Here is an 11,618-nt window from a genome sequence, read left to right as displayed (position 1 = left end):
GAACTTTGAGGGAAGTATATGCGAGACCTTGGTCTTACATCAGAACAGATTCTGATGCGCGATACGGTGCGTAAGCTCGTGCAGGCATCATTCGCGCCTCAGGCCCCACTTGCTGACCGTAACTACAAGCCGCCCGTTGAAAATATCAAGCTGCTGGCTGAGCATGGCTACACCGGTGTCTCCATACCCGAAGCGTATGGCGGTTCAGAGCTGGGCCTAATGGAACTTGTGCTGATAGTCGAAGAGATTGCGCGTGGCTGCGCCAATTCTGCCATGCTGTTTTCGTGTACCGATGGCGCAGCGACCCGCGCTATCACACGACTCGGCACCGACAATCAAAAGCGTCGGTATCTGCCCCGCCTTGCAAAAGGTGAGCTCTTTGCGGCCTGGAGTATGTCCGAACCGGACGCTGGCTCAGACGTGGGCAACGTTAAGACACGCGCCGTAGCCGAAGGAGAGCAATATGTAGTGAATGGGTCAAAGCTCTGGTGCACGGGTGCCCAAGTGTCTGACCTCTTTCTAGTGCTGGTACGTTTTAACGACGATCCAGGTTTGCAGGGCGTGGGAGCCGTGCTTGTCGAAAGGGGTACGCCGGGATTCTCGGTGGGCAAGCATCTTGATCTGCTCGGTTTACGAGGCACCGGTATGGCCGAGTTGGTGTTCAACAATTGTCGCATCCCGGCAGAAAACGTATTTCTTCCCGCCGGTCGCATGCGTGAGCTATTCAAAGTGTTGGACGCAGATCGAATCTCAGGTAACCCCCCCATTTGCCTGGGAGTAGCTGAAGCAGCCTTTACGCAGATTACGCAACATCTGCACGACCGCAAGCAGTTTGGGCGACCATTGGCTGATCAGCAGGGGCTGCAATGGAAGCTGGCCGACATGGCGATTGATATCGAGGCTGCTCGCGCACTTCTATATCGAGCGGCGCAGCGAGTCGATGCGGGTGTTCCCAGCATCGTAGACACATCAATTACTAAAACTTTTGTGAACTCCATGGCATTGCGGGTAACGAATGAAGCCATGCAGCTTGCGGGAGCCTATGGGCTTTCAGAAGAATACCCATACGAACGCCACTTTCGAGATGTGCGTGGTATGAGCGTGGGATACGGTACGACCGAAATCCATCGCTCCGCTATTGCGCGCGAGATTCTCACCGGTAGATATTCCACGTAACTCTTGATAGGAGAGCATATGAGCTTCCTGAATGATTCTGTCGCCGCTAGAAATGGTGAGCAATTCGGCGTGTACGTGGCAAAGCCCATAAGCCCGAACGGCCATGCGATCGTACTGCTACAGGAAATTTTTGGCGTGACTCAAGTCATCCGCAAGGTGGCGGATGACTATGCGGCAGATGGTTACCTCGTTTACGCTCCGGATCTCTTCTGGCGTTTCGAGCCGGGTATGGAATTGAGCCATTCCAAAGAGGATATCAAACGTGCAATGTCGCTTTTGGAAAAATACGACTTGTCCGATGGGGTCTCCGATGTGGCAGCCACTGTAGAGCACATCCGCGCATTACCCGATTTCAACGGCAAAGTCGCTGTTGCGGGACTATGCATGGGAGGCCACCTCGCATATCTGAGTTCGGTCCAATCCAGGGTGGATGCCGCCGTTTCGTATTATGGCATCGGTATCGACAAAAGCATCGAATCAGCGGGGGTGCCGAAATGCCCCGTTATTCTTCACTACGGGAAAAAAGATGCTTTTTTGACGCCGGAAGCGTTGCAGACGATACAAGAACGCCTGGGGACACTTCCTTCCGTAGCTGTCTACGTATACGAAGATGCTGACCACGGTTTCTATACGCGTGGTAGCAAGCAGGATGTCCGCATTGCACACGAACGCACAGAGGCATTCCTGCGTCAGGCGCTGGGAGGTGTGCCCGCATGAATCCAGTGCCGCTGCACTTCGATGAAATCCAGGTCGGTGTTCGCGGTCGGAGCGGGGGCCGCACGCTGAACGAAACCGACCTTAGTTTTTCCTGCATGCTGAGCGGGGGCTGGCATCCCATTCATGCAGACGCCGAGTTCGCGCGCACAGCCCCGTCGGGACAGCGGATATTGCACGGCAGTTATTGTCTGCTGATAGCTACAGGGCTGGCCGCGGACCTGCCGTACTTGGGGGACCGCGTGCTGGCTGATCTTGGCGTGCGTGACTGGCGATACCAACTGCCAGTGGTTGTCGGAGATACCCTGTATGCCGATGTTGAAATAACCAACAAGCGGGTCACTTCAAATCCGCTTCGAGGCGTACTTGAGCGACGTATTCAGCTCATCAAAGCAGATGGCTCTGTCGCCCATACAGGGATTTCCCTTCTACTAGTTAACCGCGAGACAATCACATCATGATTCTCGGTGATATTTTCGAACGCAATGCACGTTGTTTCGGGCGCCATCCGGCAATACATTTTGAGGGTGAAACGCTCACGCACTCACAATTGGCCCGGCGTATCACGCTTCTGGTAAATGCTCTGGTGGCTCGCGGAACTGCCCGCCAGGCGCGTATTGCGGTATTGTCACGCAACAATCCTGAATTCGTCGAAGTATTAGGTGCGGCCGGCCTGGGCGGATATATTGCGATGGGGCTGAACTACCGTTTGGCCGAGCCTGAACAGGTCGGCATCCTGCAGGATGCAGACCCTGCTGTGCTGTTCTACGAAGCACATTTTGCCGATCGGATAACCGCGCTGCGGCCACACCTGTCTGATCAGGTAACTTACGTTCAGATAAGAGGAGATGGTTCTGTACCCGACTGGGCGTTAGACTACGAAACCTTGCTAATCGAGGGCAAGGACGGCCCTCCGATGCAACGAGCCGACCCTGATGATACGTTCTTGTTGATTTACACCAGCGGCACTACCGGCAAACCGAAGGGCGCCTTGCTTGGCAACGAAGCCCAACTCGAGCAAGCTCGCGTACAGGCATTGGCGCACTCCGCCACGCCTATCGACCGCATGTTGATCGTCATGCCGTTCTATCATATCGGCGGCCCTACCGAAATGCTGACCTACCTGTGCGTCGGTGCATCTATCGTACTGCATCGGGAGTTCGACGCTCAGAAGGTACTGCAGAGCATAGAAGAAAAAAGAGTGACGTCCGCCCATCTGGCTCCCACCATGATTCAGATGATGCTAGAGGAGTTGGAGCGGGACAGCTTCGATCTCTCAAGCCTGCACACTGTGTGCTATGCCTCCGCTCCCATGTCAGTGGCATTGTCGAAGAGGGCGCGTGCACGGTTTGGGCCGATTTTCATGCAGATTTATGGCATGACAGAAAACGGTTTGGGTTCGGTGCTTCTGAAGCATCAGCACGTATTGGAGGGCGAGCCCGCAGAGACAAGACGCCTGGCTTCCGCTGGTCAGCCGTATTTAGGCACTGAGATGCGCATCCTGCGTGAAGATGGTTCTCAATGTGACGTCGACGAGCCAGGTGAACTTTGGCTGCGATCCGCCTCCCTGATGCAAGGGTACTGGAGAAATGAAGCCGCGACTCAGGCTGCGCTGGTAGATGGTTGGCTGCGTACCGGTGATATCGGATTTTTTGATCATGAAGGTTTCTTGTTCATTGTCGATCGCAAGAAAGACATGATCGTCTCCGGCGGCGAGAACATTTATTCAAGGGAAGTAGAAGAGGCTTTGTTGCAACATCCAGCCGTTCTGGAAGCCGCTGTTGTGGGCGTGCCGGATGCCAAGTGGGGTGAGTCTGTAATCGCCTTCGTGGCTTTGCGCGATGGCGGCAGCGTGTCAGAGGAAGAACTTATAGAGCATTGCCGGTCGCTTATCGCCAGTTACAAGAAACCACGGTACGTACGGTTCATGGACAGGCTGACCAGGGTCCCCAGCACTAACAAAATAGACAAGGTCGCCTTGCGTCTGCCTTATTGGGCGGACAGGGACCGACAGGTTTCTTAGCAACAACCCGTGACATTGACCATGGCGACTAACACAGCCGAGGTTTAGGATAAGACCATGAAAAAGCACCCATTCATTCGCTGGGCCGCATTGTTGATGCTGTCTTGCGCCGGCATGCAGGTACAAGCTCAAGCGCAAAGCTATCCCGAAAAACCAGTGCGCATCGTCGTGCCGTTTTCCGCAGGGGGCCTGACTGACGTGTTGGCACGCGGAGTGGCCGAGCAATTGAATCGCAAATGGAACCAACCTGTCATCGTTGAGAACAAGCCCGGCGCGAACACTATCATTGGCGCGGACTTCGTTGCTCAGGCGACGCCTGACGGTTACACCTTGCTGATGGCCAACGATCCTACTCTGTCGTCCAACCAGTATCTATATCGTAAACTGCCGTATGACCCGGTAGAGAACTTTGTCCCCGTCATCAACCTTGTCAAGACGGAACAAATTCTTGTCACCAACGCGGATTCGCCATACCGAACCTTAGGTGATCTGCTGCAAGCAGCGCGAGAAAACCCTGGCTCGCTGGACTATGGGAGCTACGGGATAGGCAGCAAAGCACACCTGGATACTGATGCATTCGGCAAACTGGCGGGAGTGCAGTTTCACCATGTGCCTTACAAGGGTGTATCAGACGTAGTGGTCGCGCTATTAGGCGAGCAGATCGACTTTGCGCTTACCGGGGTCTCGCCAGTAATAGAGCATATCAAGAGTGGCAAGCTGCGGGCGCTAGCCATCTCATCGCTCGAGCGTCGATCTCTATTTCCAGACGTCCCGACATTCGCGGAGAATGGATATCCCAATTTCAAGTCGATCGCCTGGTTCGGTTTCGCTGCGCCCTCTGGTACGCCTAAGGCTGTAATCGACAAAATCGCCCATGACGTTTCTGAAATTATTGTGCAGCCGGATTTTCAAAAGCAGTTCGTCGAGGGCGTAGGGCTTGAACTGATCAATCAAGGACCTGCAGAGTTCGCCGCCTTCCTGGAGGAGGATCGTCGCGAATACGAGCAGCGTATCAAGGACGCTGGGGTAAAGTTGGATTTCTAATGAATCAACCCGAGTCGGCTAAGAGAGAGGAGGGCGTCAAAAGCGACGGCTCTTCTACTGAGTTCATGTCTGTGCCAGTTGCCTCATTCATGCCGTGGTGAAGCCTGGCAAGTTGTGCGCGCAACCATTGATGAGCCGGGTCATTATGGTAGCGCAGGTGCCAGAATTGTCGGACATTTGCGCGCGGGATTGAAAATGCCAGTTCGCGTACGCAAATGGCATCATCAGGAGACTGTACACGTACGACAAGCGACGGGGCAGTGGCAAGAAGGTCACTGTTTTTAACGATGTTGGAGACTGTCAGGAAGTTCGGCACCTCCAGCGTAGTATTGCGGACCAGGCCACGAAGAGCAAGTTCACGTGAAACCATCGCGTCGCCAACACTGTTGATCACCGTAAGGTGCTGTGCTTCTAGATAGTCCTCAAGCTCAAGCTTGCCTTTGAGCAATGGATGGCCATTGCGGATCAGGCACACGTAATCGTCCTCAAACAACCGTTGCTGGTAGAAGGCGCCATGCAGCAGAGGCAAGTTGCCAACTGCCTGAATCGCCCCGGTTTTCGCGGAGGCTGTTTGGTTAAAGTAAAACAGCCTCACCGGCGGATGTGCCGAGTAGGTTGTAGTAGTTTGCCTCAGCCTCGGCCGGCGGGATATAGCCGATGGATGAGTGCAGGCGCTTATGGTTGAACCAGGCGACCCATTCCAGCGTTGCCAGCTCGACAGATTCCCTGGTTTTCCAGGGTGCGCGGCGGTGAATCAGTTCAGCCTTGTACAAGCCGTTAATGGTCTCGGCCAGGGCGTTGTCGTAACTGTCACCACGGCTGCCCACGGACGGCTCGATGCCCGCTTCGGCCAGGCGTTCGCTATAGCGGATGCTAACGTACTGCGATCCCCTATCGGAGTGATGGGTCAGAGAACCATCGTTGCCAGGCTGGCGGGCGTATAGGGCCTGCTCCAGCGCATCAAGCACGAAGTCCGTCGTCATGGATTTGCTCACGCGCCAGCCGACAATGCGCCGGGCGTAGACGTCGATGACGAAAGCCACGTACAGCCAGCCCTGCCAGGTCGAGACGTAAGTAAAGTCCGAGACCCATAACTGGTTCGGCCGCTCGGCCCGGAACTGCCGGTTGACCCGATCCATTGGATGGCTGGCCGCATCATCAGTGATGGTCGTTCGCTGCCGCTTGCCGCGCCGCACGCCTTGCAGGCCCTGAGCGCGCATCAGTCGTTCGACCGTACAACGGGCCACCATCACGCCTTCGCGATTCAACTGCCGCCAGACCTTGTCGGCGCCGTAGACGCGATGGTTCTCTTGCCAGACTCGCTGGACGTGCGGCATGAGCTGTTCGTCACGCCGCGCACGGTCGCTGCGCCGCGCCGGATCGCGCAGCCGCGCGGCATGGCGCCGATAGGCCGACGAGGCAACCTGCAACACCTTGCAGATCGGCTCGACCCCGTAAACCTCCCGGTGCCGGTCGATGTAGGTGTTTACGACTTCAGTTTGCGGTCGAGCTCCGCCTGCGCGAAAAAAGCGCTGGCGGTGCGCAGGATGTCGTTGGCGCGGCGCAGCTCTCGGTTCTCCCGCTCCAACTCCTTGATGCGTTCTCGCTCGCTGGTGGTGACGCCTTCGCGCTGTCCGCTGTCGACTTCGTGGCGCTTGACCCAGGTCAGCAGCGTCTGCGCCGAGCAGCCGATCTTGGGCGCGATGGACTCGACCGCCACCCACAGCGACGGGTACTCGCTGCGCGACTCCTGCACCAAGCGCACCGCGCGCTCGCGCACTTCAGGGGAAAACTTGTTCGCGTTGTTTTTGCTCATGGCTCGCATTCTCTCAAGAGTAGGAGCCTCCGCAAAACCCGGGGCGATTCATCTCACCGCAAAAGCAGACCTACAGCAACTGCGAGTGCCAAACGAAGTCGAATCGTAAAGCAGCGTCTCCTAAGCTTAGCGCTCGCTTAGCGGAGGTGCTCGTCCTACCATGCTCCGTCGCAATGGTGCATTGGACGACAGCAGGGTGCGCCTGGAAATCCTCTTGGACCGCAGCTTGTTGTATGAGTCACGTACACGCAGCTTCTGGCAATCAGTCATCGTTTGGGCTGTGCGCAGCCACCAATTGCCAAGGCCTCGATAACCCTGCGATAACAAGACCGTCGGACCAACGGCTCCTCGCATGCCAAAAACCAACTGCGTAGCTATGGTGCCAAGATCTGTCACACCGCGGCCCTACACTCAAACCTTCACCAACACTGAGGAAGACGTACATGACCACCATAAACGACGCCAGCCCGGCACTGGAAATCGCGATGGCCTACTATGATGCTTGGCGAAACGGCGATCACGCCACCGCCATGAAAGTGGTCGCAGACGACGTAGTGAATGAATCGCCCTTCGGTACCACGAAAGGAGGCGATGCGCTTCACAAGGGTGAATCTGGCTTTGCAAAGATGCTGAAAGGCGCAACGTTGATTTCAGCGTTCGGCGACACCAAGACGGCATTGCTAATGTATTACACCCATACCCAGCCTCTCGAAAATATACTATCGGCAAAGCATTTCACGGTGGAAAATGGGAAGATCACTGGGTTAAAGGCCGTGTTCGATAAGAGCGTGTTCGCTGCGCAGTGACCTTAACCCGCTAGGTCACTTGCCTCGTGGAAAGCATATTTTTGAAGCGTAGTGGCCATGCGAGTGGGATTGCTACGTTACTCCACAAGGCGATGTGACTGCATAGGGTCGGACGGGTTACTTCGCATAGTGACCAAGTACGCAATACATCCAATCCATTCAGATTTGTGAGGGTCACGTGGTTCGACAGGACGAGCTCACCCGCAATAGAACGTGTCGGGCTCTAGTCGAGCGTTAATAAGACGTAGACCGACCAATAGGATGAACTGTGTCACGTAGCCAACGCCTATTCCATCTCCTGCAAATACTTCGCAATCATCGCGGACCGGTGTCGGGCGAGGTATTGGGGCGCGAAGCCGGCGTATCACTGCGAACGATTCGCCGTGACATCTGCACTCTTCAGGCGATGGGCGCAGACATTGACGGTGCGCCGGGATTTGGTTATGTGCTGCGACCAGGTTTTCTACTTCCGCCGTTGTCTCTGAACGAAGAAGAATTGCAGGCACTTACCGCGGGGGCGCAATGGGTAACCCGCCAGACTGATGTAGCACTGGGCCGCGCCGCGCAGAACGCTCTTGCCAAAATTGTCTCGGTGCTCTCCCCTGAAGTGCAAAGAACGCTGAACGATAATGCGTTGTATATTGGCCGTGCCCTCTCAGATACACATACTTTCGATCTGGGCGATGTCCGCAAGGCTATGCGTGAGCAACGAAAGATTCAGATGTCGTATAAAGACGAGGGCGAATCGGTTTCAAACCGAGTCGTCTGGCCGATAACGCTTGGTTTCGTTGAAGGCCAAAGGTATATTGCCGGTTGGTGCGAGTTGAGGAATAACTTTCGGTTATTCAGAGTCGATCGAACTATCGACGCTGCGGTCTTGACTGACCGCTACACGCGAAGCCGCCATCAGCTAGTGAAGGAGTGGCGCGCGGAAGAAGATCATCGGCGTCGGTTGGCATCTGAGCGCAGAAGCTGACGTCGGAGGAGTGGACGGCAGCGCCTACTTCTTTTGGCGGCACATAGCGCGGACATTGACATTATCGCAACTTCAGGGGGAGATCAGCTACCGATTTGCTGTCTGTTTAACTTCCGACGTTGAACGCATAGCCTGTTCATTATACCGCTGGCTGGACTGTCATACAGGTCGTGCTCCATGTTAATAGTGCCTTTGCGTCAGTAGCGTACCTGTGCAGAGCTCAAATAAGCCTGTATTCGCTTGGCAACCTATACTGCCTGAGGCTGAGCTCGCGGTGTCGCATAGATTGGTGAATTGGTTCCGAAGAACAGTCTTCCAAGAATAGAAACTAATCGCTGAGAAGCGACGTACCCCATATAACGTTCGCTACGCAACGTGTTAGCGGCTTTCGGTTGCCCAGAAAGCAGCGACAAAACTTATAATGACACGTGTCGGGTCTTCAAAAATTGAACAATTAAGTTCAAAGTCGAGCAACTCAGATCTGTTTTTGCTCTTTTTTCCCGTTTGCACCCGCCACCTCGGCCCTTAGATCTAATGACACGGAGCTAATGGTGCTGGGTGAAACTCGTTCCATATGCTCAGTCAATCGGCAAGAAATTCGTAGCAGATAGTTCGTAAAATTTGACTGTTCTTCTAGCGTTAAACCGCTAAGGATAATTGCGTTAAGTTCCTTGGACAGCTCAAGTAGAGGTTTCTGAAGAGCTCTAGCGTGGTCCGTTAAATACACACGAATTTTTCGCCGGTCACTCAGATCTCTCTCTCGACTGACGAGACCGTCCTTTTCCATCGCCTTCAGCATCTCTTGTACCGAGGGCTCGGTAAGCCCTAATTTATTGGCTATTTCGCGCTGAGACAGGCCATCAGCTTTCCATAAGACGCGGAGCAGGTACCAACTGCCGCCTCGAACCCCATATTCAGCTATACGAACATACAGCGCACGCCGTGCTACTCGTGATACCTCGGCGATCGCGAAGCCAATTGACGATTCGAGTTCGTCGTCTAGTGCGTGTACGCCGTCAGCTGACCGCACCGGCAAATCGAAGCCTTCCACTGTGTGGACCCCCCCAAATTCTTGTACGTCATCCTAACAGATCAAAGCTCGACATCAACCGTCAATTGCCTCGGAAGCCACTCGTTCGGACAATCCCTAAGGGTCCTTGCTAAACACTTAGGATTCATATAGTCTTCGAAAAGTGCGCTGGGTTCCAGCTGTAGATCGCTTACTTGAGGACCCGTTCGGCCCGCTATAACGACAAGAAACGGAGTCAGAGATGGCAACGGCTAAGGTACTTTCGAGAAGGTCTTTCATCCTGAGTAGCGCTAGCGTAGCGCTGCTTGGTGCCCGAACATCCACATCGGCGACGTCCGAACTTGGGATGGCGAAATTCGTGACGGCCGGCCCGCCGGGCAGCGTAATGGACATTATTTGTCGCAAGCTCAGCGAGGTTTTGTCGGGTGAGTACGCGAAAACCGTCGTAGTCGAAAATCGTCCTGGTGCTGCCGTGCAGATAGCTTCGACACTAGTCAAGAATGCCCCCTCAGACGGAGGGACATTTCTGTTGACACCACTGCCGTCAATGTATCTGTATCCAAATACATACAAGGGACTGCCTTACGACCCCAACACCGATTTTCTGAGTGTTTGCTCTGTCGCGGAGATGGATCTTGCCTTAGCAGTAGGCCCAGAGGTACCGAGCGACATAACAAGTCTTCAGGCGTTCTTCGCCTGGGTAAAGAAAGATCCTAAACGGACAAGTTTTGGCTCGCCCGCTGTTGGCGCCACCACTCACTTTATTGGTGTTATGGCAGGGCGTGAGGCTGGAATAGACATGCAACACGTGGGCTACAAAGGCCCAACCCCCAGCCGTCTTAGCCATGTTGAGCTGGCAAATTCCAGCAGCTTGTGCAACGTTGACCGACTTCGTGCCTTTCGTAAAAGCTGGCAAGTGTCGTTTGTTGGCTAGTTCAGGACCCACCCGAAGCCGGTTCTTCCCTGAAACTCCAACCTTTATCGAACAGGGTTTTCCGGGAATCGAGTCCCGAGACAAGTTCGGAGTTTATCTCCCCGCGGGAACATCTCCTCAAAAGGCTGAATTACTTTCTAAACTTATCCAGTCCGCAGTTGCTCGAAGCGACGTGCGCCGGACCCTCGAAGATAACGCCTTAGAGCGTGTTATGAACTTACTGCGTTGATCGAATTGAAGGTTTCTTGAAGCCGTGAACAGAAAACCCTATCCGAGCGATGTCAGCGAAGAGGAATGGCACTTCGTGGCGCCCTATCTGACATTGATGGACGAGGACGCCCCGCAGCGCCGCTATAGCTTGCGCGAAGCGTTCAATGCCCTGCGATGGCTGGCCCGTGCCGGTGCGCCGTGGCGGTTGCTGCCGAATGATTTCCCGCCCTGGCAGGGTGTATCAGCAGTTCCGGCGCTGGAACGACTCGGGTTGCTTCGAGGCCATGGTCAATGACATGCGCTCGATTATCCGTGTTGGTGGTGCGCGCCCGGGCCAGCCCAGCGCGGTAATCCTGGACGGGCGCACGCTGCAGAGCAGCTGCGAGAGCGGCCCGCGCGCCGGCTACGATGGCTACAAGCGGCGTCGGGGTAGCAAGGTACATATGGCCGTCGATACGCTGGGGCATCTGATCGCGATGACAGTGACGCCGGCCGATGAACAGGAGCGCGCACAGGTCAAGGAGTTGTGCGAAGCCGTGCAGCGCGCCACGGGCGAATCGGTCAGCATTGCCTGGGCGGACCAAGGCTACACGGGCGCTGACGCTCGGCAAGCCGCCGAGGCGACTGGTATCGATCTGCAGATCGTCAAGCTGCCCGAGGCGAAAAAGGGCTTTGTGCTGCTGCCCAAACGCTGGGTAGTCGAGCGCAGTTTTGGCTGGATGTCCCGATTCAGAAGGTTGAGCCGGGATTTCGAGCGCATGCCTGAAGTGTTGGCTGGATTGCATTTCGTGATCTTTACCATCCTCATGCTGCCCAAAGCCGCAGTGTTGCTGGCTGCGGGAGCAAGTTCATAACACGCTCTAGAGCCGGTTTGGGGAAGTGCAGCGTC

General features: G+C 55.2%; 12 protein-coding genes, 1 pseudogene and 1 other annotated feature. Of the genes and pseudogenes, 10 read left to right on the top strand and 3 right to left on the bottom strand.

All coding sequences use genetic code 11. The features are described from left to right. Window positions 1-54 precede the first annotated feature (54 nt). The 5 genes from ACZ5YA_RS13305 to ACZ5YA_RS13285 are packed head-to-tail and all read left to right on the top strand — an operon-like array spanning window position 55 to window position 4,957. Window positions 55-1,176 (top strand): acyl-CoA dehydrogenase family protein, encoded by a 1,122-nt coding sequence (locus ACZ5YA_RS13305; RefSeq protein ID WP_252978696.1) that lies wholly within the window; start codon window positions 55-57, stop codon window positions 1,174-1,176. An 18-nt stretch (window positions 1,177-1,194) separates the two neighbouring features. Further along, the gene (locus tag ACZ5YA_RS13300; RefSeq protein ID WP_123786988.1) at window positions 1,195-1,893 is read left to right on the top strand and encodes a dienelactone hydrolase family protein; all 699 of its coding nucleotides are present in this window, start codon (window positions 1,195-1,197) and stop codon (window positions 1,891-1,893) included. Next, window positions 1,890-2,351: a MaoC/PaaZ C-terminal domain-containing protein gene (locus ACZ5YA_RS13295; RefSeq protein ID WP_123786989.1), complete on the top strand. Its 462-nt coding sequence runs from the start codon at window positions 1,890-1,892 to the stop codon at window positions 2,349-2,351. The genes ACZ5YA_RS13300 and ACZ5YA_RS13295 overlap by 4 nt, the downstream gene beginning before the upstream one ends. Continuing rightward, complete coding sequence (locus tag ACZ5YA_RS13290; protein WP_123786990.1) at window positions 2,348-3,913, top strand: class I adenylate-forming enzyme family protein; 1,566 nt, start codon at window positions 2,348-2,350, stop codon at window positions 3,911-3,913. The genes ACZ5YA_RS13295 and ACZ5YA_RS13290 overlap by 4 nt, the downstream gene beginning before the upstream one ends. Before the next feature lie 57 nt (window positions 3,914-3,970). Continuing rightward, the gene (locus ACZ5YA_RS13285) at window positions 3,971-4,957 is read left to right on the top strand and encodes a Bug family tripartite tricarboxylate transporter substrate binding protein (protein ID WP_123786991.1); all 987 of its coding nucleotides are present in this window, start codon (window positions 3,971-3,973) and stop codon (window positions 4,955-4,957) included. Between the two features lie 4 nt (window positions 4,958-4,961). Here ACZ5YA_RS13285 and ACZ5YA_RS13280 read toward each other — a convergent pair whose 3' ends face one another. Together ACZ5YA_RS13280 and ACZ5YA_RS13275 are read right to left on the bottom strand one after the other, a co-directional pair. Then, entirely contained in the window at window positions 4,962-5,486 is a 525-nt protein-coding gene (locus ACZ5YA_RS13280; RefSeq protein WP_464092661.1) for a LysR substrate-binding domain-containing protein, read from the bottom strand. A gap of 46 nt (window positions 5,487-5,532) precedes the next feature. Next, window positions 5,533-6,782, bottom strand: a protein-coding gene (locus ACZ5YA_RS13275) for an IS3 family transposase (protein WP_123786977.1) whose coding sequence is annotated in 2 segments (ribosomal slippage) — window positions 5,533-6,488 and window positions 6,488-6,782 — 1,251 coding nt in all. Because the reading frame shifts where the segments join, the coding sequence is not laid out codon by codon here. Further along, window positions 6,373-6,489, bottom strand: a sequence feature (AL1L pseudoknot). Its footprint overlaps the gene before it by 117 nt. A 434-nt stretch (window positions 6,783-7,216) precedes the next feature. On the opposite strand from ACZ5YA_RS13275, the gene ACZ5YA_RS13270 reads away from it, so the two are divergent. Both ACZ5YA_RS13270 and ACZ5YA_RS13265 read left to right on the top strand, forming a co-directional pair. Continuing rightward, a complete protein-coding gene (locus ACZ5YA_RS13270) occupies window positions 7,217-7,579 on the top strand; it encodes a nuclear transport factor 2 family protein (RefSeq protein ID WP_123787002.1) in 363 nt (120 codons plus the stop codon). Window positions 7,580-7,847: 268 nt separating this feature from the next. After that, window positions 7,848-8,555: a helix-turn-helix transcriptional regulator gene (locus tag ACZ5YA_RS13265; protein ID WP_123787003.1), complete on the top strand. Its 708-nt coding sequence runs from the start codon at window positions 7,848-7,850 to the stop codon at window positions 8,553-8,555. A gap of 475 nt (window positions 8,556-9,030) precedes the next feature. On the opposite strand, the gene ACZ5YA_RS13260 is transcribed toward ACZ5YA_RS13265, so the two are convergent. Then, entirely contained in the window at window positions 9,031-9,606 is a 576-nt protein-coding gene (locus tag ACZ5YA_RS13260; protein ID WP_123787004.1) for a MarR family winged helix-turn-helix transcriptional regulator, read from the bottom strand. A gap of 325 nt (window positions 9,607-9,931) precedes the next feature. Between ACZ5YA_RS13260 and ACZ5YA_RS13255 the strand changes: the two genes are divergently transcribed. The 3 genes and pseudogenes from ACZ5YA_RS13255 to ACZ5YA_RS13245 all read left to right on the top strand — a co-directional run bounded on the left by ACZ5YA_RS13255 (window position 9,932) and on the right by ACZ5YA_RS13245 (window position 11,583). Beyond that, window positions 9,932-10,519, top strand: coding sequence for a tripartite tricarboxylate transporter substrate-binding protein (locus ACZ5YA_RS13255; RefSeq protein ID WP_343498436.1), 588 nt, complete (start codon window positions 9,932-9,934; stop codon window positions 10,517-10,519). Then, on the top strand, window positions 10,431-10,748 hold the full coding sequence (locus ACZ5YA_RS13250; protein ID WP_123787006.1) for a tripartite tricarboxylate transporter substrate-binding protein: 318 nt from the start codon (window positions 10,431-10,433) through the stop codon (window positions 10,746-10,748). The genes ACZ5YA_RS13255 and ACZ5YA_RS13250 overlap by 89 nt, the downstream gene beginning before the upstream one ends. Window positions 10,749-10,772: 24 nt before the next feature. Then, window positions 10,773-11,583 (top strand): annotated as a pseudogene (locus ACZ5YA_RS13245) (IS5 family transposase). Window positions 11,584-11,618 lie beyond the last annotated feature (35 nt).

The sequence above is a fragment of the Achromobacter sp. JCM 18799 genome (genome assembly GCF_055395645.1).
Note: the sequence above shows the minus strand (reverse complement) of the source record. Positions and strands in the feature narration are given on the sequence as shown.